At 60.4% G+C, this 25,874-nt stretch carries 26 protein-coding genes and 1 pseudogene; 12 read left to right on the top strand and 15 right to left on the bottom strand.

What is annotated here, in order from left to right; translation table 11 throughout:
- Positions 1-301: 301 nt before the first annotated feature.
- From FFS64_RS01385 to FFS64_RS01375, 3 genes are all read left to right on the top strand, one after another.
- Positions 302-1,621, top strand: coding sequence for an MFS transporter (locus FFS64_RS01385; RefSeq protein ID WP_137803920.1), 1,320 nt, complete (start codon positions 302-304; stop codon positions 1,619-1,621).
- Positions 1,622-1,931: 310 nt separating this feature from the next.
- Positions 1,932-2,186: a hypothetical protein gene (locus FFS64_RS01380; RefSeq protein ID WP_137803919.1), complete on the top strand. Its 255-nt coding sequence runs from the start codon at positions 1,932-1,934 to the stop codon at positions 2,184-2,186.
- Between the two features lie 158 nt (positions 2,187-2,344).
- The gene (locus tag FFS64_RS01375) at positions 2,345-2,974 is read left to right on the top strand and encodes a flavin reductase family protein (protein WP_137803918.1); all 630 of its coding nucleotides are present in this window, start codon (positions 2,345-2,347) and stop codon (positions 2,972-2,974) included.
- Here the strand turns inward: FFS64_RS01375 and FFS64_RS01370 are convergent, their stop codons facing one another.
- Positions 2,975-3,205, bottom strand: coding sequence for a hypothetical protein (locus FFS64_RS01370; protein WP_095193129.1), 231 nt, complete (start codon positions 3,203-3,205; stop codon positions 2,975-2,977). It lies immediately after the preceding gene.
- A 41-nt stretch (positions 3,206-3,246) separates the two neighbouring features.
- Positions 3,247-3,600, bottom strand: a complete 354-nt coding sequence (locus tag FFS64_RS01365) for a putative quinol monooxygenase (RefSeq protein WP_095193128.1) — start codon at positions 3,598-3,600, stop codon at positions 3,247-3,249.
- Positions 3,601-3,936: 336 nt separating this feature from the next.
- Here FFS64_RS01365 and FFS64_RS01360 point away from each other — a divergent pair, with 336 nt between their 5' ends.
- Positions 3,937-4,869 (top strand): AraC family transcriptional regulator, encoded by a 933-nt coding sequence (locus tag FFS64_RS01360; RefSeq protein ID WP_137803917.1) that lies wholly within the window; start codon positions 3,937-3,939, stop codon positions 4,867-4,869.
- A gap of 125 nt (positions 4,870-4,994) precedes the next feature.
- Here FFS64_RS01360 and FFS64_RS01355 read toward each other — a convergent pair whose 3' ends face one another.
- From FFS64_RS01355 to FFS64_RS01330, 6 genes are all read right to left on the bottom strand, one after another.
- A complete protein-coding gene (locus tag FFS64_RS01355) occupies positions 4,995-6,050 on the bottom strand; it encodes an ABC transporter ATP-binding protein (RefSeq protein ID WP_137803916.1) in 1,056 nt (351 codons plus the stop codon).
- Positions 6,051-6,066: 16 nt separating this feature from the next.
- Positions 6,067-6,915: an ABC transporter permease gene (locus FFS64_RS01350; protein WP_137803915.1), complete on the bottom strand. Its 849-nt coding sequence runs from the start codon at positions 6,913-6,915 to the stop codon at positions 6,067-6,069.
- Complete coding sequence (locus FFS64_RS01345; RefSeq protein WP_137803914.1) at positions 6,912-7,820, bottom strand: ABC transporter permease; 909 nt, start codon at positions 7,818-7,820, stop codon at positions 6,912-6,914. Before FFS64_RS01345 ends, FFS64_RS01350 begins: the two co-directional genes overlap by 4 nt.
- Before the next feature lie 191 nt (positions 7,821-8,011).
- Positions 8,012-9,115 (bottom strand): ABC transporter substrate-binding protein, encoded by a 1,104-nt coding sequence (locus tag FFS64_RS01340; RefSeq protein ID WP_137803913.1) that lies wholly within the window; start codon positions 9,113-9,115, stop codon positions 8,012-8,014.
- Positions 9,116-9,333: 218 nt separating this feature from the next.
- Positions 9,334-10,782: an aldehyde dehydrogenase family protein gene (locus FFS64_RS01335; protein ID WP_137803912.1), complete on the bottom strand. Its 1,449-nt coding sequence runs from the start codon at positions 10,780-10,782 to the stop codon at positions 9,334-9,336.
- Positions 10,779-12,431: a 5-guanidino-2-oxopentanoate decarboxylase gene (locus FFS64_RS01330; RefSeq protein WP_137803911.1), complete on the bottom strand. Its 1,653-nt coding sequence runs from the start codon at positions 12,429-12,431 to the stop codon at positions 10,779-10,781. The genes FFS64_RS01335 and FFS64_RS01330 overlap by 4 nt, the downstream gene beginning before the upstream one ends.
- A gap of 159 nt (positions 12,432-12,590) precedes the next feature.
- Between FFS64_RS01330 and FFS64_RS01325 the strand changes: the two genes are divergently transcribed.
- Positions 12,591-13,472 carry a LysR substrate-binding domain-containing protein gene (locus tag FFS64_RS01325; RefSeq protein ID WP_137803910.1) on the top strand — a complete coding sequence of 294 codons (882 nt, stop codon included), beginning with the start codon at positions 12,591-12,593 and terminating at the stop codon, positions 13,470-13,472.
- Here the strand turns inward: FFS64_RS01325 and FFS64_RS31580 are convergent.
- Both FFS64_RS31580 and FFS64_RS01315 read right to left on the bottom strand, forming a co-directional pair.
- A pseudogene (locus tag FFS64_RS31580) lies at positions 13,385-13,642 on the bottom strand (hypothetical protein); the annotation flags it as partial. The gene FFS64_RS01325 and the pseudogene FFS64_RS31580 sit on opposite strands and share 88 nt — an antisense overlap.
- Positions 13,643-13,698: 56 nt before the next feature.
- Entirely contained in the window at positions 13,699-14,580 is an 882-nt protein-coding gene (locus FFS64_RS01315; protein WP_137803909.1) for an MBL fold metallo-hydrolase, read from the bottom strand.
- 114 nt (positions 14,581-14,694) lie between these two features.
- Between FFS64_RS01315 and FFS64_RS01310 the strand changes: the two genes are divergently transcribed.
- Together FFS64_RS01310 and FFS64_RS31215 are read left to right on the top strand one after the other, a co-directional pair.
- Complete coding sequence (locus FFS64_RS01310; RefSeq protein WP_137803908.1) at positions 14,695-15,600, top strand: LysR family transcriptional regulator; 906 nt, start codon at positions 14,695-14,697, stop codon at positions 15,598-15,600.
- Between the two features lie 117 nt (positions 15,601-15,717).
- A complete protein-coding gene (locus FFS64_RS31215; protein WP_170948630.1) occupies positions 15,718-15,894 on the top strand; it encodes a hypothetical protein in 177 nt (58 codons plus the stop codon).
- Positions 15,895-15,917: 23 nt separating this feature from the next.
- Here the strand turns inward: FFS64_RS31215 and FFS64_RS01305 are convergent, their stop codons facing one another.
- Entirely contained in the window at positions 15,918-16,814 is an 897-nt protein-coding gene (locus FFS64_RS01305) for a helix-turn-helix domain-containing protein (RefSeq protein ID WP_137803907.1), read from the bottom strand.
- Between the two features lie 190 nt (positions 16,815-17,004).
- Here FFS64_RS01305 and pobA point away from each other — a divergent pair, with 190 nt between their 5' ends.
- Positions 17,005-18,189: a 4-hydroxybenzoate 3-monooxygenase gene (pobA, locus tag FFS64_RS01300; protein WP_171017045.1), complete on the top strand. Its 1,185-nt coding sequence runs from the start codon at positions 17,005-17,007 to the stop codon at positions 18,187-18,189.
- Between the two features lie 79 nt (positions 18,190-18,268).
- A complete protein-coding gene (locus tag FFS64_RS01295; RefSeq protein WP_137803905.1) occupies positions 18,269-19,786 on the top strand; it encodes an MDR family MFS transporter in 1,518 nt (505 codons plus the stop codon).
- A 119-nt stretch (positions 19,787-19,905) separates the two neighbouring features.
- Here FFS64_RS01295 and FFS64_RS01290 read toward each other — a convergent pair whose 3' ends face one another.
- The 4 genes from FFS64_RS01290 to FFS64_RS01275 form a co-directional block, all read right to left on the bottom strand.
- Positions 19,906-20,754: a cache domain-containing protein gene (locus tag FFS64_RS01290; protein WP_137803904.1), complete on the bottom strand. Its 849-nt coding sequence runs from the start codon at positions 20,752-20,754 to the stop codon at positions 19,906-19,908.
- A 113-nt stretch (positions 20,755-20,867) separates the two neighbouring features.
- Complete coding sequence (locus FFS64_RS01285) at positions 20,868-21,755, bottom strand: ATPase (RefSeq protein ID WP_137803903.1); 888 nt, start codon at positions 21,753-21,755, stop codon at positions 20,868-20,870.
- A 106-nt stretch (positions 21,756-21,861) separates the two neighbouring features.
- Entirely contained in the window at positions 21,862-22,854 is a 993-nt protein-coding gene (locus FFS64_RS01280; RefSeq protein WP_137803902.1) for an NAD(P)-dependent oxidoreductase, read from the bottom strand.
- 68 nt (positions 22,855-22,922) lie between these two features.
- Positions 22,923-23,816 carry a LysR family transcriptional regulator ArgP gene (locus tag FFS64_RS01275; protein ID WP_137803901.1) on the bottom strand — a complete coding sequence of 298 codons (894 nt, stop codon included), beginning with the start codon at positions 23,814-23,816 and terminating at the stop codon, positions 22,923-22,925.
- A 95-nt stretch (positions 23,817-23,911) separates the two neighbouring features.
- On the opposite strand from FFS64_RS01275, the gene FFS64_RS01270 reads away from it, so the two are divergent.
- From FFS64_RS01270 to FFS64_RS01260, 3 genes are all read left to right on the top strand, one after another.
- Positions 23,912-24,313 (top strand): ACT domain-containing protein, encoded by a 402-nt coding sequence (locus FFS64_RS01270; protein ID WP_137803900.1) that lies wholly within the window; start codon positions 23,912-23,914, stop codon positions 24,311-24,313.
- 5 nt (positions 24,314-24,318) lie between these two features.
- Complete coding sequence (locus tag FFS64_RS01265) at positions 24,319-24,921, top strand: LysE/ArgO family amino acid transporter (protein WP_095193108.1); 603 nt, start codon at positions 24,319-24,321, stop codon at positions 24,919-24,921.
- A 228-nt stretch (positions 24,922-25,149) separates the two neighbouring features.
- Positions 25,150-25,746 carry a superoxide dismutase gene (locus tag FFS64_RS01260; RefSeq protein ID WP_007986065.1) on the top strand — a complete coding sequence of 199 codons (597 nt, stop codon included), beginning with the start codon at positions 25,150-25,152 and terminating at the stop codon, positions 25,744-25,746.
- The last annotated feature ends 128 nt before the right edge of the window (positions 25,747-25,874 follow it).

Below are 25,874 nucleotides of genomic sequence, written 5' to 3'. Positions count from 1 at the left end.
TCGGGCCCCATCGCGGGCAAGCCCACTCCCACAGGTTATTTGTCGAACGCAAATGCTGTGTACACAAAGCCCTTTGTGGGAGCGGGCTTGCCCGCGAAGAGGCCGGTACTGACACATCAACCCTCGCAGAAAATGAGCGCTTTTCCGCCCACGCATACTTCTATATAAGCGGATTTCCGCTCATCACAATCTGAAAACCCCTCTAGACCGGCCCTCTCCCTCTTGGCACAGCTCCTGCTATAGCCCCCGCAGGCCGCGTTTAATCGCGCTCCACAAAAACAATTAAACGAAGGATCCTTCAATGGATAACTCAAATACCCTGCCCCTTGGGTCGGCTGCCGCGACAGCCAAACCAAGAACTACCTCCAGCCGCATCAAATCGATCTTCAGCGGCTCCGTAGGCAACATGGTCGAATGGTATGACTGGTACGTCTATGCCGCCTTCTCCCTGTACTTCGCCAAGACCTTCTTCCCCAAGGGCGACACAACCGCCCAACTGCTGAACACTGCAGCGATCTTCGCCGTGGGCTTCCTGATGCGCCCGATCGGCGGCTGGCTGATGGGCCTGTACGCCGACAAGGTCGGGCGCAAAAAGGCCCTGATGGCCTCGGTGTACCTGATGTGCTTCGGCTCGCTGCTGATCGCCCTCAGCCCGAGCTACGAAACCATCGGCATCGGTGCGCCGATCCTGCTGGTGTTCGCCCGTCTGCTGCAGGGCCTGTCGGTGGGTGGCGAATACGGCACCTCCGCCACATACCTCAGTGAGATGGCGACCAAGGAACGTCGCGGCTTCTTCTCCAGCTTCCAGTACGTGACCCTGATCTCCGGCCAGCTCATCGCGCTGGGTGTCCTGATCGTGCTGCAACAAGTGCTGACCACCGAAGAGCTGTATGCCTGGGGCTGGCGCATCCCGTTCGCCATCGGTGCACTGTGTGCCGTGGTCGCGCTGTACCTGCGTCGTGGCATGGAAGAAACCGAGTCGTTCACCAAGAAGGAAAAGGCCAAGGAAAGCGCCATGCGCACCTTGATGCGTCATCCCAAGGAACTGCTGACCGTGGTCGGCCTGACCATGGGCGGTACGCTGGCGTTCTATACCTACACCACCTACATGCAGAAATACCTGGTGAACACCGTCGGCATGAGCATCTCCGACTCCACCACCATTTCCGCCGCCACGCTGTTCCTGTTCATGTGCCTGCAACCGATCATCGGCGGCCTGTCGGACAAGATCGGTCGCCGACCGATCCTGATCGCCTTCGGCGTACTGGGCACGATTTTCACCGTGCCGATCCTCACCACCCTGCACACCATCACGACCTGGTGGGGCGCGTTCTTCCTGATCATGGCGGCGCTGATCATCGTCAGCGGCTACACCTCGATCAACGCGGTGGTCAAAGCCGAATTGTTCCCGACCGAGATCCGCGCCCTGGGCGTTGGCCTACCGTACGCGCTGACCGTGTCGATCTTTGGCGGCACCGCTGAATACATCGCGCTGTGGTTCAAGAGCATCGGCATGGAAACCGGTTACTACTGGTATGTCACCGCGTGTATCGCTGTGTCGTTGCTGGTGTACATCACCATGAAAGACACCCGTAAGCACTCGCGGATCGTCACCGACTAAATCCGACCGAGTTACACCAAAAGGGGCAGTCCGTCGGGGTCTGCCCCTTTTTCGTTTGCGTATGAAAAATCCTTCATCCCCGTGATAGGTGGATTAATCACGAGTTAATGCGCGTCCCCCATTCTGACCCTGCCAAAACAATTAACTGCGATGCGATCACTGAGCGCTGAACGCCAAAATGGCCGACGCTGTTAACATCTATTTAATCGATTGTTTTAAGCATTATTTTGCGCTTTTTAATCAGTTTAATTGGCGTAGCATGAAACCCATGCCCAAGACACAAACCGCCAAAGAACCTGGAGAAATGAAGATGAAAACCAAACTGTTCCTCGCCCTGGCCCTGTCCGTACTGGCTGCCAACACCTTCGCCGCCGACGGTTACGACCGCACAGGCTCCTCTGTCGCAGCAGATGGCTATGACCGCACTGGCTCCGCCACTGTCGCAGCAGATGGCTATGACCGCACTGGCTCCGCCACTGTCGCAGCTGATGGCTACGACCGTACCGGCTCGGCCACTATCGCGGCTGACGGCTACGATCGCACGGGGTCGGCTTCCATCAGCTGATCCACAACCTCGACACCACAGCCCGGCTTCGGCCGGGCTTAGTCATTTCTGGAGTACGAAAAATTTTAGAGCCCACATGGAACCCTGTGGCTGGAAATCAGCGGCGCTCCCTTGCACTATGGCTCTCCTCCGATTGAAGCCTTCAGGAACACTGGTCCATGCCCGACGACATCCACTACTACGAACCCGCCAACGGCCACGGCCTTCCCCACGATCCGTTCAACGCGATCGTCGGCCCGCGCCCTATTGGCTGGATTTCTTCACAGGATGCCAACGGCCATTTAAACCTGGCGCCCTACAGCTTCTTCAACGCCTTCAACTACATTCCGCCAATCATTGGATTTTGCAGCATCGGGCGCAAAAATAGCCTGAACAACATCGAACAGACCGGCGAGTTCGCCTGGAACCTTGCCACCCGCCCACTGGCCGAACAAATGAACCAGAGCTGCGCCAACGTAGGCCCGCAGGTCAATGAATTCGAATTGGCCGGGCTGAGTACTGTCGCCTCGAAAGTCATTGCGGTACCACGGGTCGCCGAAAGCCCGGTGTCCTTCGAGTGCAAGGTCACGCAGATCATTCAGTTGCAGCGAGCGGACGGGAATGTGGTGCCAAGCTGGCTGATTCTCGGCGAAGTGGTCGCCGTGCATATCGCCAAGTGGCTGTTGAAGGATGGGGTGTACGACACCGCCGCGGCAGAACCGATTCTGCGCGGCGGCGGGCCGGCGGATTATTTCCAGCTGGGGCCTGAGGCGTTGTTCAAGATGTACCGCCCGGGGGCGGTGAAATAGTTACCAGATCAGCTCGCCGTCTTCGCCGACACCTTTGAGGTGGGTCAATTGCAAGGCGGCGGCTTCATCCGCTTCTTTAGCGGTCTTGAAGGTCTGCTCTTCCAGCAGCTTGTTGAAGCGAGGCGCTCCCGCACCACCGATGGCTTTGGTGGCGATTGCCGCGTAATACCCGCCTTCACGGGGGACTACGGCCGATACTGCTTCGAAGGTTTCAAAGGCTTTGCGTGCCATGTCGCGCATCCTGGCTAGTTGAGAATGCTGCCATTAAACCCTCAACCGGCCAGTTTGTGTACCGCCGCCCCGGACTGACCCAGGGCTTGCGCCGCCGACACATCCTTGAAGGTGTGAAAATCCAGGCTGTTGACCACCAGTTCCTGCACCAGCTCGGCAAAAACCTCCATGGCCGGGGTGCTGAAGTAGGCGGTCATCGCCTGTTGATTGACCCAGAAACCGGACACCAGCCACAACTCGGGGTCGCATTGCGAATGCTGCAAGGCAAAGTTCAGGCAACCTGGCGCTGCGCGGGATGGTTCGATCAGTGCGCTGAGGCGCACACCCAGCTCTTGCGAACGTCCGGCGCGCGCCCGGACAAAGGCCATATGACTGACGGGGATCTGCTTTGACATGTTCAACCCTCCCGGGGAGTCGCGTGGCAGCCAGGGGACGGGCTGCGACAGGATCAAAGGTTAAGGGTCGATGTGCATGGGTCGTTAGTCGATTCCTGCCGCTGCGTTGCACGATCCTGCGAGACTGTGCGGGTAGCCTGTAACAATGTGTAAAACGCTGTCACGGTTCTGCCGCACGAGTTTCAAGCAAGTTTTCCCGCCTGCGCTCTGTCTTGTCAGGGTGAAAAAACAAGCCCGTGCAGAATCAGGCAAGCATCAGGCAGGATGTGTCTACCACTGTTGCTTGCACAAACTTAAGCTCGGTCCATTGCTCATGCTTTTACGAGGATGCCTTGCATGTCGTCGCTCGATCACTTTTCACAAGCCCCGCTGGATGCCGAGATGGAAAAGCAGCGCGCGGAACTGGCGGCGATCATTCGGCGCAACACCGCCGAAGATGGCAGTTATGCCACCGCCGTCGAATCACTGTTCATGTCGCGCCACAGCCAGAACCACGAGTTCGCTCCGGTACTCGCGCAACCGGCGTTGTGCATCATGGCGCAGGGTCGCAAGGAAGTTCGCCTGGCCGACGAGTACTTCAATTACGACCCGCTGAATTACCTGGTGGTCTCGGTTTCGATGCCACTGAGCGGTCGAGTGGTGAACGTCTCGGCTGAAGAGCCGATCCTGGCCGTGCGGCTGGACATCGACCCGGCGGAAATCACCGCGCTGATCGCCGACGCCGGCCCCATCGGCGTACCGACCCGACCGACCGGGCGCGGGCTGTATGTGGAACGCCTGGACACGGCGATGCTCGATGCGGTGCTGCGCCTGGCGCGATTGCTCGACACACCGAAAGATATTGCGATGCTCGCACCGCTGATTCGGCGGGAAATTCTCTATCGGTTGCTGCGCAGCCAGCAGGGCCATCGTCTTTATGAAATCGCCATTGCCAATAGCCAGAGCCATCGCATCAGCCAGGCGATCAAATGGCTCAACGGCAACTTTGAGCAACCGTTGCGTATCGATGACTTGGCGAAGGAAGTGAACCTGAGCGTGTCGACGCTGCATCACCGCTTCAAGGCGATGACGGCGATGAGCCCATTGCAGTATCAGAAGCAACTGCGCCTGCAGGAGGCGCGGCGCTTGATGTTGGCCGAGGGGCTGGAGGCTTCGGCGGCGGGGTATCGGGTCGGCTATGAAAGCCCTTCGCAATTCAGCCGGGAGTACAGCCGGTTGTTCGGGGCGCCGCCGTTGAGGGATTTGGCGCGGTTGCGGTTGTCGGTCTGACTGAATTTTGTGTTGTTTGTACTGGCCTCATCGCTGACAAGCCAGCTCCCACAGGGTTTGGTGTACACCGTTGTGGGAGCTGGCTTGCCAGCGATGAGGCCAGCAAGGCCAGCATCAATTCCGGATCAGGCACCCAAGACGCGACACGCCTGCGCCGGCAACGTCACCGACACCGGATGCCCGATGCTCAAGCCGATCCCCTGACACGGCGTACTCAGCGCCGTAAACGACACCCCGGAACACTCCACCGTCGTCTCGATGGTCGCGCCAATGTCCCGCACAAACGTCACCTTGCCCAGCAAGCGGTTGCCCGCCGTCGCCTGCGGTGCCGACAGCTGCAGGTCTTCAGGGCGAATCAGCATCTTCACCTTCTCCCCCACCACAATGCTGCTGCAGATCGGCACTTCCAGCGCATCGCCGCCTGGCAGGCTGACCTTGCCGTTGCCCAGTGCGGTGGCCGGGAAGATGTTGCCGGAACCGATGAAGTCCGCGACGAATTCGTTGGCCGGATGGCGGTAGATCTCGATCGGCGTACCCACCTGCTGCACCCGATGTTCACCCAATACGACGACGATATCGGCCATGGTCATGGCCTCACGCTGGTCGTGGGTGACCATGATGGTGGTGATGTTCAGGCGCTGTTGCAACTGGCGGATTTCCACCTGCATCGACTCGCGCAGCTTGGCGTCCAGCGCCGACAGCGGTTCGTCCAGCAGAAGGATTTTCGGGTGGTTGGCAATCGCCCGGGCGATCGCCACGCGCTGGCGCTGGCCCCCGGACAGTTTGGCCACCGGGCGATTGATCATCGGTTGCAGCTGGATCAGTTCCAGCAACTCCACCACCCGCGCCTGCTGGTCAGCCTTGCTGACCCCGCGCAGTTTCAGCGGATAGGCGATGTTCTCTCCTACCGTCATGTGCGGGAACAGTGCCAGGGATTGAAACACCATGCCGAAATTACGCTGGTGCGCCGGGGTATGGCCAATGTCCTCGCCGTCCAGGCGAATCTCGCCGCCGGTCAGCGTTTCCAGCCCCGCGATCATCCGCAGCAAGGTGGTTTTGCCGCACCCCGAAGGGCCGAGGAAACACACCAGTTTGCCCTCGGGCAAATGCAGGTTCACATCCTTTACCGCACAGGCCGAGCCGTAATGTTTCTCGACGTTTTCCAGAATCAGACCAGACATAAATCACCTCAAGAAATCAGAACGAAACGCCGCCTTCGCCAACCAGTTTTTCCAGCGCCCAGATCAGGACGAAGTCGATCAGCACGATCAGCACGGCAAACGAAAATACGGTGGGGTCGAGCGAAGACACAGTGCGGCTGTACATCCAGATCGGCACGGTCATCACGTCGATGGTGTAGAGGAAATAGGTCACGGTGAATTCGTTGAACGAGACGATGAACGCCAGCAGCATGCCCGCCAGAATCCCCGACTTCATCAACGGCACCACCACGTCGACAATCGCCCGCAATGGCGAGGCACCGAGCATTTGCGCGGCTTCTTCGACTTCGCTGCCGATGGAAAGCATGGCCGCGGTGCAGTTCTTCACCACGAATGGCAGGGCAAGGATCACGTGGGCAATCACCAGCCGCGAGGTGGTCATGTGGAACGGCAGGCTGTCGAACACCAGCAGCAATGCCAGGCCCAACACCACCATCGGAAACACCAGGGGCAATGACATCAATTGCAGTGCCACGGCCTTGCCGCGGAACTCGCAACGGGTCAGCGCATAGGCCGCCGGCACCGCGATCAGCGTGGCGAAGATCATGGTCAGGCACGCCACCATCAGGCTGGTGGTCATGGCCTGGCCGAGACTCAGCACGTCACTGGAATCGGGCGAGACAAAGGTGTGCCAGGCGGCCTTGTACCATTGCAGGCTGTAGCTGCTTGGCGGGAAGTCGAGGTTCGACGCGCCGCTGAAAGACATGACGATCATGGTCAGGATCGGCAACACCGCCAGCAGCAGGATAAAACCAGAGAGGATCCCGGCGAACTTGCCGGTGTCACCCGGCAACAGCGAGTGGCGCTTCTTGGTCAGGGAACTCATTGCGAAGCCTCCAGCATGCGCCGACGACGGCCTGTGATGTATTCGGACAAAGTCATGATGGCCAGCGTGGTCACGATCAACACCACACCGGCTGCGGAGGCGGCGGGCCAGTTCATCAGCGGGGCGATCTGGTCATGCACCATCACCGCCAGCATCGGCACGCGACGGCCGCCGAGCAGCAAAGGCACCACGAAGCTGCTGGCGTTGTAGGCGAACACCAACGTCGCACCGGTGATGATCCCCGGCAGACTCATCGGCAACACCACCTGGCGGAACACCTGCAAGCGGCTGGCACCGAGGGTGGCGGCGGCTTCTTCGTAGCTGCGGGCGACACCGCGCATGGCGCTGGCAATCGGCAGCACGGCCAGCGGGAACGCGGTTTGCACCAGCCCCATCAACACGCCGTTCTGGTTGTACAGGAGCATGATCGGACGCTTGATCAGACCCAGGCCCATCAACGCCTGGTTGAGCATGCCACCGGGGCCGAGGATCACCAGCCAGCCGTAGCTTTGCAGCAGGAGGTTGACCAGCAACGGCAGCAGCACCGCGGCGAGGAAGATCCGCCGCACGAACGGCGAAGTCAGTCGCGACATGGTGTAGGCCACCGGGATCGCCAGTATCACCGCGATCACCGCGCTGATCAGCGCCAGACGCAGGGTCAGCAGCAAGGATTTGAGGTAATAGGGTTCCAGCAATTGGGCATAACTGGCCAGGCTGAACCCGGACCATTCCGCGCCCTTGGTGCCCACGCTCATGCGCAGCACCAGCAGGCTGGCGGCAATCAGCACGCCCAGAAACAGCATCGACGGCGAGAGGAAAAACCAGGCGCGCGCCGTCGGCGAAACACCGCGGTTGGCGCGCACGGGGGCGGCACTCACCGGATGGGTCAGTGGTTGGTGTTCCATAGCAAGGGTCTCGTCAATGGAAAGCAGCTGACAAACACAAGCCTCCAAACCGCAGTGAACGCTGTGGGAGCTGGCTTGCCAGCGATGGCGGTGTGACGGTCACATCATTGTTGACAGGACGGCCGCCATCGCGGGCAAGCCCGCTCCCACAAGGTTTTGCAGTGTTCTAAAGACTTGTGCTCGTCACTCAATCAGGAAGAAAAGATTTCCGTGTAACGACGAATCCATTGGTCATGCACGGTGGCCAGGAAGGCGTTGTCGTGCATGATCGCCTTCTCGGAGATCTGCTCCGGCGTAAGAATGTACGGGCTCTTGCGCGCTTCGGCGGAGATGATCGCCTTGGCGTTGACCGGGCCGTTGTAGATGTCTTCGGCCATCTTGCCCTGCACCAGCGGATCCAGGGAGTGGTTGATGAAGGCATAGGCCAGGTCGGTGTCGCCTGGACGATTCTTCGGCATCACCGAGAGCATCAGGTCGGTGTAGAAACCTTCCTTCATGCCGAAGGTGGCGCCCAGTCCGTAGTTCGGATCGCGGATCTGTTTCGGGAAGAAGGCCGGAGCGTAGAGACCGCCCATGTCCAGGGAACCGGTGCGGAACAGCTCGGCGATCTGGTTCGGGTTTTCGCCCAGGGTTACCACGCGATCCTTGAGCTCGGCGAGCTTCTTGAAGCCTGGTTCAATGTTGTGCTCATCACCACCGGCCAGTTTGGCGGCGATGATGATCAGGTCCATGGCCTCGGTCCAGTTCGGCGGCGGCAGGAAGATGTTCGGCGACAGGTCGGCGTCCCACAGGGCGGCGTAGCTGTTCGGGGCTTCCTTGATGGTGCGCGTGCTGTAGACCAGGCTGTTGCACCAGAGCAGGTAACCGATACCGTGGCCATTGGCGCCGGTACGGTATTTCTCCGGTACATCCACCAGGTTGGGAATGCGGTTGAGGTCGGGTTTTTCCAGCAGGTTGGCAGCGGCCAGACCTTCGGCACCGACGCCTGCCAGGGTGATGATGTCGTATTGCGGACGATCACCGCCGGCCTTGAGTTTGGCGACCATTTCCGAGGTACTGCCGGTGCGGTCGGCGATGACCTTGCAGCCGTACTTGTCTTCGAATGTCGCAGCAATGTTGCGCAGTGCTGCCAGACCGGTGTCATCGGACCAGGTCAGCAGGCGCAGGGTCTTGCCTTGAAAGCGGGTGTCACTGGCGTTGGCCTTGACGAACGGCAGGCTCATGGCCGCCGCGGCAACCGAGGCGACGCCCACGGTTTTGATGAATTGACGTCTGTTCAGATCGTGCTCGCCCATGAAGGACTCCCTTTGTTTTTGTAAGTTATGAGGTTGGTCGCAACCGTTGCATCCGCGCGGCCAGATCTGCCTTGAACCCCGCATTTACGGGGCCGGAGCTGAGCCGACGGGTTCATCCTGAGGTCGTGTAAAACACCTGACTATCGAAAAAAACTCATTGAAGCCATGACGCCAGCGCATGCCTCATCAGGAGGCATGCGCTCACCTTTTTCGTGCCTTCAGACGGCCCGAATCACGTGCTTGATTTCCTGGAAAGCCTGCAAGCCCCACGGCCCCAATTCGCGGCCAATGCTGCTCTGCTTGTAGCCACCCCAGGCGGTCTGCGGGAAGATCACCTGCGGCGCATTGATCCACACAAGCCCCGCCTGCAAGGCGTTGGCGACGCGATCCGCCGCTTCGGCATTGCGCGTGACGACGCTGGCGACCAGACCGAATTGACTGTCATTGGCCAGGGCAATCGCTTCGGCTTGCGAGGTGAAACGGCGCACGCAGATCACCGGGCCGAAAATCTCTTCACACCACAGCGCACTGTCCAGGGGCACGTCGGTGAAAATCGTCGGCTGCAAAAAATATCCGCGCGGCAGGTCCGCTGGACGATTGCCGCCGCAAACCAGCGAGGCACCGGCACTCAGTCCGCGATCGATGTGGCCGAGCACGCGCTGGTATTGCGCCTGATTGACCAGTGCGCCCATTTCCACGTTCGGGTCGAACGGGTCGGCCACGCGGATGGCTTCGGCGCGAGCCTTCAAGCGGGTCAGGAACTCATCAAACAATTCATCGGCAACCAACACCCGGCTGGTGGCGGAACACATTTGCCCGGCGTTGAAGAAGCCGCCACCGCAGGCCACTTCCACGGCCAGCTCGATGTCAGCATCGGCCAGCACCAGCAACGACGATTTGCCGCCCAGTTCCAGGCTCACGCCTTTGACGCTTTCTGCTGCGCGTTGCATGACCTGCACGCCCACCGCATTGCTGCCAGTGAAAGAAATCTTGGCGATGCGCGGGTCCGCCGACAGCGGCGCGCCAACGGCCAGGCCAGTACCGCAAACCACGTTGAACACACCGGCCGGCAAGCCGGCATCCGCGATGATCGCCGCCAGTTCCAGCTCCGGTAGCGGTGTCACCTCCGAAGGCTTGAGCACCACGCAGCAACCGGCGGCGAGGGCCGGGGCGAGTTTCCACGCGGTGGTGACCATCGGGAAATTCCACGGCACGATCAGGCCGACCACGCCGCACGGTTCGCGGCGCAGGCGAGCGCTGAAGTCATCGCTCGGCAGTTCGACGGCGCTGTCCTGTTTCGCGTCCAGCCCTTCGGCCAGGTCCGCGTAGTACTCAAAGGTGGCGATCACGTCATCGACGTCGATGGCCGCTTCGAACTGTGGCTTGCCGTTGTTGCTCGACTGCAAGTGCATCAACTGGTCACGACCGGCCTGCACGCCGGCGGCGATTTTGCGCAGGATCGCGCCGCGTTCGGCACCGGTGGTTTTCGACCAGTCGGCGAAGGCTCTGGTCGCCGCGCTGACGGCTTGATCGACAGCTTGCTCGTCACCGCCCACGACGGTGGTCAACAGCGCTTCGGTCGCCGGGTTGATCACGCGCAGATGTTCGCTGCCGGCCGACCATTTACCGTCGATGAACAGACCGTCCAGAGTCGTTGGAAAACTCATTTCGACACCGCCTGGGTCCACACTGCCTTAGTCCAAGTAGCCTGGTCGATTTCAATCAGGGTCGGACCTTGGCGATCGGTGGCTACACGCAAGGCGCTGCGCAGTTGCTCGACATCGTTGACCGCTTCGGCGGCGCAGCCCAGGGCTTTGGCCACACCGATGAAGTCCGGGGTGTAGATGTCGACGCCCACCGGTTCGATGGCGCGGTTGACCATGTATTTCTTGATCTCTTCGTAGCCCTGGTTATTCCAGAGCAGCACGATCACCGGCGTGCGCGCTTCAACGGCGCTGGCCAATTCCGGCAGGGTGAATTGCAGGCCGCCGTCGCCGATCAGGCACACCACAGGCGGACGCGCACCGTTTTGCACGCTGCCGCCGAGCCAGGCGCCGATCGCCGCCGGCAAGGCGTAGCCGAGGGTGCCGTAGCCGGTGGACGAGTTGAACCAGCGACGTGGGCGCTCAGGGTTGAACGTCAGGTTGCCGGTGTACACCGGTTGGGTCGAATCGCCGACGAATACCGCGTCCGGCAACTCGTGCAGGACGGTTTCCAGGAAACGGGTCTGGGCCAGGGTCGGCGCGTCCCAGTTGGCGGCCAGTTCTTCACGCAAACGGGCGGCGCGTACCTGGCCCCAATCGTTGCGGCGCTCGGCCAGGGACTTGTGCGACAACGCGCTGAGCAAGGCCTGGGCGGCGTTGCGCGAGTCGGCGACCAACGCGACGTGCGGCGGATAGTTGCGCACGGTCTGGTCCGGGTCGATGTCGACGCGCAGCAGTTTGCCGGGAATCTCGAAACCGCCGGCGAAGGTGACGTCATAGTCGGTTTCGGCCAGTTCGGTGCCGATGGCCAGCACCACGTCGGCCTCGGCGACCAGCGCGCGGGTTGCGACCAGACTCTGGGTCGAACCGATCAGCAACGGGTGAGCGGATTCGAGCATGCCTTTGGCATTGATGGTCAGGGCGACAGGGGCGTCCAACAATTCGGCCAGCTCGGTCAGCTCGGCGGCGGCATCGATGGCACCGCCACCGGCGAGAATCAGCGGACGCTTGGCGCCGGCCAGCAACTCGGTCATGCGGCTCACGGCGGTGGGTGCAGCACCGGCGCGGTCGATGTTCACCGGTACGCTCGTCAGCAGGTCGTCGGCTTCTTCAACCAGCACGTCCAACGGAATTTCGATGTGCACCGGACGCGGACGGCCCGCCTGGAACAGCGCGAAGGCACGGGCCAGCACGCCCGGCAATTCGGACGCCGACATCAGGGTGTGGGAGAACGCCGCCACGCCGCCAACCAGCGCGCTCTGGTTCGGCAGCTCATGCAGCTTGCCGCGACCGCCGCCCAACTGGTTGCGGGTCTGCACGCTGGAGATCACCAGCATCGGGATCGAATCGGCGTAGGCCTGGCCCATGGCGGTGGTGATGTTGGTCATGCCAGGGCCGGTGATGATGAAGCACACACCCGGTTTGCCGCTGGTGCGGGCATAGCCGTCGGCCATGAAGCCGGCGCCTTGTTCGTGACGCGGAGTGACGTGGTTGATGCTCGAACGGGCCAACCCGCGATACAGCTCCACGGTGTGCACCCCCGGAATGCCGAACACCTGCTCGACCCCGTAGTTTTCGAGTAACTTGACCAATACTTCGCCGCACGTCGCCATGTCATTGCCCTTCTTGTTCGTTTGAGACGCCGGGCCTGCGCTGTGTTTATGATGAATTCGCAGGTCCAGGGATGGCCTCATTGGAACGGGCGACACGTAGCCGCAACAATGGATAAAAAGTCATACTAGCCATGTCCTCACGTCATACCTTGGATCCCAATGAAACGACTGCCTCCCCTGCCGGCGCTGCACACTTTTCTGATTACCGCGCAGTGCTGCAACTTCACCCGGGCCGCCGAGCAACTGCACATCACCCAAGGCGCGGTGAGCCGACAGATCGCCGGGCTGGAAGATCATCTGGGTTATGAACTGTTCATCCGCCAGGCCCGGGGACTGGACCTGACCACCGAGGGGCGCGAGTGGCTGCCACGGGTCCAGCAGATTTTCGGTTTGATCGACGAGGCGGTGGAACAGATCGGCGAGAAACGCGAAACCCTGCAACTCAAGGCGCCGACTTGTGTAATGCGTTGGCTGCTGCCACGCCTGTTGCAGTGGCAAAAAGAGCGGCCGGACGTGCCGGTTGAACTGACCACCACGGTCAAGCACGGCGTGGACTTTCATCGCGAACAATTCGATGCGGCGGTGATGTACGGGGGGCCGCCGGACAGCTTTCTTGAGTCTTGTCTGCTGTTCGATGAACAACTGACCCCCGTGTGTTCACGGCCCATGCTCGAAGGGTCGTTGGCCTTGCAAACTCCGGCTGACCTGCAACAACACTTGTTGCTGCACCCCACCCGCGATGAACGGGACTGGAAGGCCTGGTTGAAAGCGGCGGACGTGCATTTGACCAATGTCGGCAAGGGCCAGCACTTTGAAACGCTGGACCTGGCGATGTCGATGGCATCCCAGGGCACGGGCGTGGCAATTGGCGACTGGTCGTTGATCGGCGATGACCTGAACGCCGGGCGGCTGGTCATGCCCTTTGAATTGAAGGTGAAAACCGGGCTGGCGTATTACCTGGTGTTCCCGGAAAAACCTGCACCTTCGCCGAAGTTGCGCGAGTTGATGGAGTGGTTGGTGGAGCAGGCGCAAAGTCGGTGAAACTCATAAAGCATCGCAATCGCATAGTCGGCGAACGTGATCCAGCTGCGCCCTTCACGGCTCACCAGCAAATCATCCTTGCCGATCCGAAACGAACCGCAGCGCTCACCCTCGACAAATTCCGCCGACGGCGACACAAAGGTCCAGTGCAGTTCCTTTTCCTGACGCAGGGTTTGACGACTGCTGCGCAGCCGAACGGGGATAAATCCCCTCGCCACAGATAAATTCATTCACCCCACTTCATCTCGCCCTTGGCGACTTTGGCGCTCAGCTCCAGGGAGCTTTCTTCGCCCAGTGCCGGGAAGCGCTTTTTCATCGCGGCGATCAGTGCAGTGGAATCCTTGGCCTTGGCGGTTTCTTCATCGAACGCCTTGATGTAATCGGCAGTGAACTGCACAGCGGCCTGGGACCGGGTGCTCTCGCCGAGATAGTGTCCCGGCACGATGGTTTTCGGGTTCAGGGTTTCGATCGAATGCAGCGTAGCCAACCAATCGACATGGGACTGCGGGGTCTGGGTGTCGGCCATCCACACATGGATGTTTTGTGCCACAACCACACCACCGACCACGGCCTTGATCGACGGAATCCAGACGAAGCTGCGATCCGGTTGTTTGCCTTCCAGTCCGACCACCTGCAACTTCTGCCCTTCGAGGATCAGGCTGTCGCCCTTGAGTACCTCAGGCACGATGGTTTTGGCCGGCGCGTCAGCCCCCAACTTCGGCCCCCAGAACGCGAACTTTCCGGCGACGGTCTGCTTGATGTGATCAACGGTCGGTTGCGAGGCGAGTACCTTGGCCTTGGGGAATGCGGCGGTCAGGGTGTCGAGGCCGAAGTAGTAATCCGGATCGCCATGGCTGATGTAGATGGTGGTCAATTGCTTGCCGCTGGCACGGATTTTTTCCACCACCTGCTCGGCCTGGGACTTACCGAATTGCGCGTCCACCAGGATCGCCTCTTTCTCACCGCTGACCAGCACCGAGGTCACCGGGAAAATCGCCTGGGTTCCGGGGTTGTAGACATCCAGCGTCAGCGTCGATGCACTGGCGTGGGCGGCAAAACCGAGGGCGGTGGCGAGGAAAACGCGTTTGAGTGAGGTGAAGCCGATCATCTGTTGCTCCGGGGTCCGAATGCCATGTTTGGCGATGGAGCAGAGCTTAGTTGCCAGACTCAGTACAAAAAATGCGATGCTGGAACATAGTTTGTTTCTGAAATCGGGCAAATCATGGATCGTCTACAAGCAATGCGGGTGTTCGTCACAGTGGTCGACCTCGGCAGCCAGTCAGCGGCAGCCGATCATCTGGAGCTGTCGCGACCGGTGGTTTCCCGGTATCTGGCGGAACTGGAAGACTGGGTTGGCGCACGCCTGATGCACCGCACCACACGCAAGTTGAGCCTGACCGCCGCCGGCAGCGAAACCCTGCCCCGCTGCCGCCAGATGCTGGAGCTGTGCCACGACCTGCAAGCCGCGGTCAGCGAGCCGGACGACGCCCCCCGCGGCCTGCTGCGCATCAGCGTCAGCACTTCGTTCGGCCAGGCGCAACTGGCCGAGGCCATGGCGGCATACGTCAAGCGCTACCCCGGCGTCAGCATCGACATGCAGATGCTCGACCGCACGGTGAACCTGGTGGATGAGCGCATCGACCTGGCGATCCGCACCAGCAACGACCTGGACCCGAACCTGATCGCCCGTCGACTCACGGTCTGCCGTTCAGTGATCTGCGCCTCCCCCGCTTACCTGCGCGAGCATCCGACGCCGCAGCGGGTCGAGGACCTGAGCCAGCACAACTGCCTGACCCACTCCTACTTCGGCAAAAGCCTCTGGCATTTCGAACAGGACGGCGAACAGGTCTCGGTGCCGGTGCAAGGAAACATCAGCGCCAACGAAGCCAGCACCCTGCTGCGTGCGGCCATGGCTGGCGCCGGGGTGGCGATGCTGCCTACCTATCAGGCCGGGGTGCACATCCACAGCGGCGAGCTGGTGCGCCTGCTGCCCCATGCCGAACCACGGCAGATGAACGTGTACGCGGTATATGCTTCGCGCAAGCACATGCCCGCGGCGTTGCGCAGTTTGCTGGATTTTCTGGTGATGAGATTTCCGCAAGAGCCACAGTGGGATATCGGACTTTGAAGCTGCTGCAAGCTCACAGTCCATTACTTGCAGCTTGAAACTTGCAGCTTGCAGCTGCCCCTCTGTGACCTATGCTCAATGTAAATACCCAAGGGTATTCGTTCAGAGGTCTTCGCCATGAACATCAGAACAAGAAGGTACCTCGCCATTTTCATCACCTGCGCGGTGACGCTCGGGCTTTATGGCGCTGCGGCCTGGCGCGTGGAGCAGTTGCGCAACCTGCCCCGTGATTACGCCAGCTGCAATTTCGAGCGCTGCATTCCCCACAACGCGACCCTCAACGCCCTGCGCTGACGAATGCCGTTGAAGACAGCGGATCAGGCCTGGTTGTCCTGATCGGCCTTCAAGCGGTCGCGAAAAGCCTTGGGCGAAATCCCCACCCGTCGTCGGAACAGGCGCGTGAAGTTTGTCGGATCAGAGAACCCCAACACATCGGACATTTCATAGATGGTCATGCTGGTGTAGGTCAGCAAGCGCTTGGCCTCCAACAACTGCCGTTCGTGCATGATCTGCAATGCCGGTTGCCCCGCCAGTTCGCGGCAGGTGCCGTTGAGGTGGGACACGGAAATGCCCAGCCGATGAGCCAGGTCCTCGACCTTGACGTGCTGACGATAGGTCTCCTCCACCAGTTGAATGAAACCGTTGAGGTATTCCCGGGCACGCTGCGGCCGTTGTGTGGCTGAGTGTCGCTGGATCACCTGGCGGCTGATCCACACCATGATCACGCTGACCAGCGAATGCATGAGTATTTCCCGCGCCGGTTGGTGGCCTGTGTATTCGGTTTGCAAGGCAGCAAACAGGCTGTTGAGGTACTCACTGTCCTTGCCGGCCGGGTAACTTTCGGGCTGGGCCAGGGCATTGACCGAGTTACCCAGTTGCGCCTGGAGATGGGCGACCAGTGGCGCGGCCAGGGTCACGACGAACCCTTCGACGTCTTCGGAAAAACGGTAGCCATGCACCGAAAGCGGTGGCATGACCAGGATCGCCGGTTCGTTCAGTTGCGTGCGTTTGCCTTCGATTTCAAGCTCTGCCTGACCTTTGAATACGAAGAGCAACTGGCATAAATCGGCATGGCGGTGGGGTTTGATTTCCCATTGATGTTCGCGGCTGCGTTTGGAGATGGTTTCACAGTGCAGCAAGTCCGGGGTTGGCCAATCCAGGCTTTCACCGTAGAGCTTGAACACTGGAATCGAAGGCAGGTCAGGCTTGTTCATCACTTCAATCCAGGCCTCGGAATAGATGACGGGCGATAATCGCACCGATTGGCAGAATGTACAGGTATCGGCTCAGTTTTCACCTTCAATTGACAGACCCGCAAGGGAAAAATGCAAGCACTCGATCCATAAAAATCACTCACCGACCTTGGTCGCGTGGAGCTTGCGAGCCATAAAAACAATGAAAATGCTGAAAACCCAAGTCGCCATTATTGGTGCCGGTCCCTCCGGTCTATTGCTCGGCCAATTACTGCACAACGCCGGTATCGACACCCTGATTCTCGAGCGTCAGACGCCCGATTATGTGCTCGGGCGCATCCGTGCCGGTGTCCTTGAACAAGGCATGGTAGAGCTGTTGCGCCAGGCCGGTGTGAGTCAGCGCATGGACGCCGAAGGGTTGGTCCACGGCGGATTCGAACTGGCCCTCGATCACCGCCAGGTGCACATCGATCTGCAAGCCCTTACCGGCGGTAAAACGGTGATGATCTACGGCCAGACCGAAGTCACCCGCGACCTGATGGCCGCTCGTCGGGAGGCCGGTGCGCAGACGATTTACCAGGCCGGCAACGTGGTGCCCCATAGCATGAAAACCAACGAAACCTTCGTCACCTTCGAGAAGGATGGCGAGCGGTATCGCCTCGATTGCGACTACATCGCCGGTTGCGACGGTTTCCATGGGGTGGCACGGCAGTCGATACCCGCCGAGTGCCTGAAGGTGTTCGAACGGGTCTATCCCTTTGGCTGGCTGGGAATACTGGCCGACACCCCGCCGGTCCACGAAGAGCTGGTCTACGCTCGCCACGAACGGGGTTTCGCCCTGTGCAGCATGCGTTCGGCGACACGCACCCGTTACTACCTGCAAGTACCGGCAAATGAAAAGGTCGAGGACTGGTCTGATCAACGCTTCTGGGATGAACTCAAGACCCGCTTGCCAGCGGCCCTGGCGGAAAAGCTGGTGACCGGACCGTCCATCGAAAAAAGCATCGCGCCGTTGCGCAGTTTCGTGGTCGAACCGATGCAGTACGGGCGCATGTTCCTGGTCGGTGACGCCGCGCACATTGTCCCGCCCACCGGCGCCAAGGGCTTGAACCTGGCGGCAAGCGACGTCAGTACGCTGTTCAATATTCTGTTGAAGGTTTACCGCGAAGGCCGTGTCGATTTGCTGGAGAAGTACTCCGACATCTGCCTGCGCCGGGTATGGAAAGCCGAGCGGTTTTCCTGGTGGATGACGTCGATGCTGCACCGTTTCGAAGATCACGATGGCTTCAGCCAGCGCATCGCCGAGTCGGAGCTGGAGTACTTCGTCGACTCTGAGGCCGGTCGAAAAACCATTGCAGAAAATTACGTCGGGCTTCCGTATGAGGCTATCGAATAGCCTCCTATCGACTTACACTGGCGAGCATCCCCGCTCGCCCTTGCCTCTTGCGGGACCATCACTGCCCGCAGGTTCTCCCGTGACCAATCTCAACCAGCCTGAAACGCCCAAACCGGCCCTTCGCAGCGTGCTGGTCGCCCTGATGATGGCGATCTTTCTCGGTGCGCTGGACCAGACCATCGTCGCCGTGTCGATGCCGGCCATTTCCGCGCAATTCAAGGACGTTAGCCTGCTGGCCTGGGTGATTTCCGGCTACATGGTGGCGATGACGGTGGCGGTGCCGATCTACGGCAAACTCGGCGATCTGTACGGGCGGCGCAAGTTGATGTTGTTCGGCATGGGCCTGTTCACCCTGGCGTCGTTGTTCTGCGGCATGGCCCAGAGCATGGAGCAACTGGTGCTGGCGCGGATCTTTCAGGGGATTGGCGCGGGCGGGATGATTTCGGTCAGCCAGGCAATCATCGGCGACATCGTGCCGCCGCGCGAGCGCGGGCGTTATCAGGGTTACTTCAGCAGCATGTATGCGGTGGCCAGCGTGGCCGGTCCGGTACTCGGCGGTTATATGACCGAATACCTGTCCTGGCGCTGGGTGTTCCTGATCAATCTGCCACTGGGACTTGGCGCCTGGTGGGTGGCCCGGCGCAACCTGGTGGGGCTGCCGATTCCGCAGCGCACACCCATCATCGATTACCTCGGCACGCTGCTGATGATCATCGGCCTGACCGCGCTGTTGCTCGGTATTACTGAGGTCGGTCAGGGGTATTCATGGCGCAGCAGCGAGGTGCTTGGTCTCTTTGCTTGCGCCGGCGTCGTACTGGCGGCGTTCGTCTGGCATGAGCGCCGCGCGCGGGAGCCGCTGCTACCGATGCACCTGTTCGCCAACCGCAATGCCCTGCTGTGCTGGTGCACGATTTTCTTCACCAGTTTCCAGGCGATTTCGTTGATCGTGCTGATGCCGCTGCGCTTTCAGAGCGTTACCGGCGCCGGCGCCGACAGTGCAGCGCTGCATTTGCTGCCACTGGCGATGGGGCTGCCGATAGGTGCGTATTTCGCCGGCCGTCGCACCTCGGTGACCGGTCGCTACAAACCGCAGATTCTCACTGGTGCGATCCTGATGCCGATCTCGATCCTCGGCATGGCCTTCAGCCCGCCCCAGGCTTTTGTGTTGAGCAGTTTGTTCATGTTGCTCAGCGGGATCGCCTCGGGCATGCAGTTCCCGACGTCTTTGGTGGGTACGCAGAACTCGGTGGAGCAGCGAGACATCGGTGTCGCCACCAGCACCACCAACCTGTTCCGCTCGCTGGGCGGTGCGGTGGGTGTTGCCCTGATGTCAGCGCTTCTGCTGGCGTTTTTGCAGGATTCGAGCTTCGCGCACCTGGCCGGCTCGTCACTGATTGCCGAGGGACATTCGGGCAATGTTCTGCTGGACGGCCTGAACGCCACACCGGGGGATGCGCAGAACGCCTTGCGCGCCGAATTGCTGCTGACCTTCCGGCATTTGCTGATGGTCAGTGCCGCGGTGTCGTTGCTGGGACTGGCGGCGGCAGTTGCCATGCCGAACATGTTGTTGCGGGGGCGGGAAGACAAGGTACTGTAGGAGCGAGCCTGCTCGCGAAAAACCCGAGGACGCCACCGGACATCTGGTTTTTACGCGTTATCGTTCACGACTTTCGTCGGAACGCCGCCCGGAGCAAGCTCGCTCCTACAACCACAAAATCAAGGGCTGTAATACCCCACCGCCACCAGCAAATGCCCAACCTTCTTCAGATAAGCATGCTTGTCCTCGACCTTGCCGGTCACCGGGTTCTTCCATCGGTATTCGTACTCGCCATAATCCTGCTGGCTCATCAGCGCCAGAATCGGCTCCCCCACCGGTTTACCTTCCGGGTCCTTGATCTTGCCGAAATCAGAGTTGATCAAGCGCAGGTTGGTGCCGTGGGCGACATAGCGCTGGGTGTTCAGGTCGACGACAAACACATACAAATCATCCTGAAGATAACCGCCCTTGAGGGCGTTGATCGCCGTCAAAGTGCCCTTCTCGTCCTTGGCCAGGTCGGTTGCCGCTTTGTTCAGCAAGGCCATGGCCTGTTCCGCCGACGCCCGTGGCAGGTAGTAGCCGACCGCGAGGATCCGCTGGCCGACACGCTGGTAGTACACATGCTTGCGCTCGACCTTGCCGTCGGCCCAATTCTGCCAGCGATATTCCGCTTGCTGGATACCATTGCCCTCCGGCACTTTCAGGGCATCCTTGAAGGATTTGCGCAGATCCGGCCCGAGGACCTCCGACACATCCCGACCAATCAGCGCCGCGGAAGGACCGCCGCTGGCGAGCATCACGCCCTTGGTGTCGACGACAAACACATAACGGTCCTTGTCGACGAATTCGCCCTGGCGGCTGAACGCGGCGAAGGCCTTGTCACCATTGTCGTGGTAGTAGGCCAAGGCTTTTTCCAGCAAGGCGATGGCGGCCTGACTGTCAGCTTTTTCCGTACCGGCGGCCTGAACCTGGCCCAGGCACAACAAAAGCATCCCGCCCAGCAAGGCCAGCTTATGCAGAACCCCCATTGCGCATCCCTCGTTCTTGTTGATGTTTCAAGAGCGTAGACGGCTTGGGAGTGAGGGAAGCGCTTTTGTGGCGAGGGGGATTTAGCGAAACGTCGCACCGCCCCCGCCACAGGTTACTGCCTTGCGCGAAGTTGCTGTTGCAGGTTCTGGATCTGCGCCTGAAGGGTGTTGATGTTGCGGGTGACCTGGCCACGGAAGGCGTCGAACTCTGCGGTATTGGTCGAGCTTTGAGCCGGTGTCGGGCGATTGTCCTGCTCGCTTTTGAGGATGACGATCTCCTGTTCCAGACGATCGATGGCCGCGTTCGGGTTGCCTTGTTTTTTCAATGCGCTGATGTCGGCGCCGAGGCTTTTCAGCTGGGCGTCGAACTTCTCAGTGTCCGCCGGGGCGCTTTTCAGCACGGCTACGTCGCTGTTCAAGACTTTGACCTGAGCCTGCAATTGAATGGTGGCGGTCTGTTGCTCAGTGGCATGAGCGGTACTCTGAGCGGTGATCTGCTCGAGGCGTTTGTCCAGCTCGGTGGTCTGGGCGGTCATCTGCGCCAGACGCTTGTCCAGCTCCGAAGCCTGACCGGCCACGCCCTGCTGCTGTTTACCCTGATCCTGCAGCTGGCTTTGCAGCTGTTTGATTTGCAACTTCAAGGCTTCGCTGTCGGAGGTCACGTTGGTCTGGCTGGCGACCACCTTGCCGGAAATGTCCTGCAGGCGCCCCGCCGCTTCCTCACTGATACGCGCGAAACTTTCCTGGGTCGCCACCAGTTGCTGCTCCATCAGCGAAATCTGCTGGAAGCTCCACCAGGCCAGGCCCGCGAACGCAAAGAACAAAGCGCCGACCAGCGCCCACAACGGCCCGGTACTCGGGCTCTTGACCTTGACCACGGGCGCCGTGCGCGAATGCACGGAAGTGCGCGAGGTGGGTACATAGTCATCGTCGTCGAGGCTGTCGGCACGCAGGCTCGGTACATCATCGAAGTCGTCGTTGGCATCGTTACGCATGGACATGGAGTCAACCTTTGTGAAACGGTGATGGCTTGATGCGGCGAGTATAACCCCCCACAGCCGCACCGATTGACCCTCAACCCCGTAGTCGGTTCAGTCCATGGACCGTTCAGCGAATGTCCTGGGCCTTCCACCAACTACAGAACTCATCAAGAGCGGTCCACAGGCTCACCTTCGGATCGTAATCCAGATAATGCCGGGCGCGGCTGATGTCCAGGGTGAAGTTTTTGTTCATGACCTGCATGCCCAGTCGCGACAGAGTCGGTTCCGGACGACCCGGCCACAACTTGCACACACCTTCGTTCAGTGCGGCAACGCTGTAGGCCAAGCCGTAGGAGCGGTAGCGCGTAACTTGTGGGACCTCCATGTTGCGCATCACGTAATTGACCACGTCCCACAAGGGAATCGGTGCTCCGTTGCTGATGTTGTAGGCCTTGCCCAGGGCCGAGCCGCCGGCCAGCAAACTGCTGAGCAAGGCTTCATTGAGGTTTTGCACACTGGTGAAATCGACCTTGTTCAGGCCATTGCCGATGATTGCCAAACGGCCCTTGCGCTGCATCTTGAGCAGGCGCGGGAAGATGCTCATGTCACCGGCACCGGTGACGAAACGCGGGCGAAGTGCCAGGGTTTCCAGGCCGAATTCCTGGGCGCCGAAGACCTTTTGCTCAGCCAGGTATTTGGTCGCGGCGTAGGGATGCTTGAAGCGCTTGGGGACTTGCTCCTCGGTCAGGCCCAGATGGTCACGGCCATCGAAGTAGATCGATGGCGACGACAAGTGCACGAGGCGCCTGACCCGCTGCTTCAGACAGGCCTCGACCACGTTCTCCGTGACCTGGACGTTGCCCTGGTGAAAGTCCTGATAGCGCCCCCACACGCCGACGGCACCGGCGCAATGCACCACGGCCTCGACATCGGCGCACAGCTCGCGGGTGAACTCGGGGTCGCTGAGGTCACCCTGAACGAATTCGGCGCCACGCCGCACCAGATGCTCCACACCCTCGGCCCGGCGACCGTTGACCCGCACATCCAGGCCCTGCTCCAGGGCGAAACGCGCAAAGCGCCCGCCGATGAAGCCGCTCGCGCCGGTGACCAGAATCTTCATGTTGTACTCCGAATATTTCGTTTTGCGCTTTGCATATTGCGTAGGGCGTGAGGTCTTGACGCTGCCCGTCAGTCCAACGGCACCAGCCACTGCTTCGACGCGCGCACCAATTGATCGGTGAGCAACCCCAGCAACTGACCGCCATTGCGCCAATGATGCCAGTACAACGGCACGTCGATCGGCTTATCTGGCAAAAGCTCAAGCAAAGTGCCGCGCTCCAGCTGTTCGCGAACCTGCAGTTCCGGCACCAGCCCCCAACCGAGTCCGGCTTCTGTAAGACGGATGAAGCCTTCGGACGATGGGCACAAGTGGTGTTCAAACCCGCCATCGACCCCGAGGGACGCCAGATAGCGATGCTGCAGGAAGTCATCCGGGCCGAATACCAGGGCCGGAGTTCGGGCCAACTGCTCGGCGCGCACACCTTGCGGAAAATGCCGGGCGATGAAGGCCGGGCTGGCCAATGCCCGGTAACGCATCGCCCCCAGCAGCACGCTACGGGCACCGGCCACCGGCCGCTCGCTTGCACACAGGCAGGCCGCCACTTCCCCTGCGCGCATGCGTTTGAGGCCGACAGTCTGGTCCTCGACGATCAAATCCAGCAACAAATGCTGATCCGCACAAAAATCCCCTATGGCTTGCGCCCACCAGGTCGCCAGACTGTCAGCGTTCAGAGCGATACGCAGGCGCTCTGGCAGTCCTTCTTCGTCCAACGCCGGGACCAATGTCTGCAAATCGCGCTCGAGCAAACGCACCTGCTGCACATGATTGAGCAGCCGCCGGCCGATCTCGGTCGGCGACGGCGGCGTGCCCCGCACCAGCACCGGTTGGCCGACCCGCGCTTCGAGCAATTTGATGCGCTGGGAAATCGCCGATTGCGACAAACCCAACACCTGCGCAGCCCGTTCAAAACCCGCCTGCTCGACCACCGCGGCCAAGGCAGAAAGCAATTTATAGTCGAACATCAGTTTTCCTAATGAGCGATCACCACTATTGGTTTTTCTTATACAGCGTCCTGCCGGAGAATGGCCAGCAAGAACTCTTGAACAGGATTACTCACATGGCTGGCGAAACTTCATTGGCAACGTTGCTGCGCAGCATGAGCCCGCAACTCAACGCCGGCGAATACGTGTTCTGCACCCTGCGTGACGGGCAATTGCCTTCAGGCCTGGACATCATCGGCAGCTTTCGTGAACAGGAAGGCCTGACGGTGATTCTCGAACGCTCTCACGCCGAACAGGCCGGTTTCAGCTTCGACTACGTCGCGGCCTGGATCACCCTGAACGTGCACTCGGCTCTCGAAGCCGTCGGCCTGACCGCCGCGTTCGCCACGGCATTGGGCAAGGCTGGCATCAGTTGCAACGTGATTGCCGGCTACTACCACGACCATTTATTCGTCGGCCAGGCCGACGCCGAGCGCGCCATGCAGGTGTTGCGCGACCTCGCAACCAACGCGGAGTAGCAATTATGTGGCAAAGCTATGTAAACGGCCTGCTGGTGGCCGCGGGCCTGATCATGGCGATCGGTACCCAAAACGCCTTTGTACTGGCCCAGAGCCTGCGACGTGAACATCATTTGCCGGTGGCGGCACTGTGCGTGACCTGCGATGCGTTGCTGGTGGCCGCCGGGGTGTTCGGGTTGGCGACAGTGCTGGCGCAGAACCCGACTTTACTGGCAGTGGCCCGCTGGGGCGGCGCTGTATTTCTGATTTGGTATGGCAGCCAGGCGTTGCGCCGTGCCTGCTCAAAACAAAGTCTGCAGCAGGGTGAAAACCAGACGGTGCGCTCTTTGCGCGCGGTGATGCTCAGTGCGCTGGCAGTGACGCTGCTCAACCCCCATGTGTATCTGGACACCGTCCTGTTGATCGGTTCGCTGGGGGCACAACAGACGGAACCCGGCGCTTATGTGGTCGGTGCGGCCAGTGCCTCGTTGCTGTGGTTTTTCACCCTCGCACTGGGCGCGGCGTGGCTGGCTCCGTGGCTGGCTCGACCGAGCACCTGGCGAATTCTCGACCTGTTGGTCGCGGTCATGATGTTTGCTGTAGCGTTGCAACTGATCATGGCGGGTTGATTTATTCCAAACTGCTAAGGGGATGCCCTCACTAAATGACGGTCGCGCCATTTAGTGAGGGCATCCCCTTGAACCTCTATTCCACACAGTTGTTGCGTGGTTATGCCGCACCCCCGGTGCTATGATCCGTGACCTGCGCCGCAAAGAGTATAAAACTCCCCGGCGCTTGTCTGGCCGCCCGTGATCGGCCTTGCGCTCACCGCAACTGACCTGATTAGGAGATCCACCATGGCTTTCGAATTGCCGCCACTGCCTTACGCACACGATGCACTGCAGCCGCACATTTCCAAGGAAACTCTGGAATACCACCACGACAAACACCACAACACCTACGTCGTGAACCTGAACAACCTGGTGCCAGGCACCGAGTTCGAAGGCAAGACCCTGGAAGAAATCGTCAAGACTTCCTCGGGTGGCATCTTCAACAACGCCGCTCAGGTCTGGAACCACACTTTCTACTGGAACTGCCTGGCGCCAAACGCCGGCGGTCAACCAACCGGCGCACTGGCTGAAGCCATCAACGCTGCGTTCGGTTCGTTCGACAAGTTCAAGGAAGAGTTCAGCAAGACGTCCATCGGCACCTTCGGCTCCGGCTGGGGCTGGCTGGTGAAAAAGGCTGACGGTTCCCTGGCCCTGGCCAGCACCATCGGCGCCGGCAACCCGCTGACCAACGGCGACACCCCGCTGCTGACCTGCGACGTCTGGGAACACGCTTACTACATCGACTACCGCAACCTGCGTCCTAAGTACGTTGAAGCGTTCTGGAACCTGGTCAACTGGAAATTCGTGGCTGAGCAGTTCGAAGGCAAAACCTTCACCGCTTAAGCTCGATGCCAGACAAAAAACCCGGCTTTAGCCGGGTTTTTTTATGGAAGGATATGAGCAGAGGAACGGTGGTGACTGTTCCGCCGTCTTCGCGAGCAGGCTCGCTCCCACAGTTGGATTGGGTATAT

Source organism: Pseudomonas sp. G(2018) (assembly GCF_005502415.1).
Classification (GTDB): domain Bacteria; phylum Pseudomonadota; class Gammaproteobacteria; order Pseudomonadales; family Pseudomonadaceae; genus Aquipseudomonas.
This window is presented reverse-complemented; position numbering and strand designations above follow the sequence as displayed.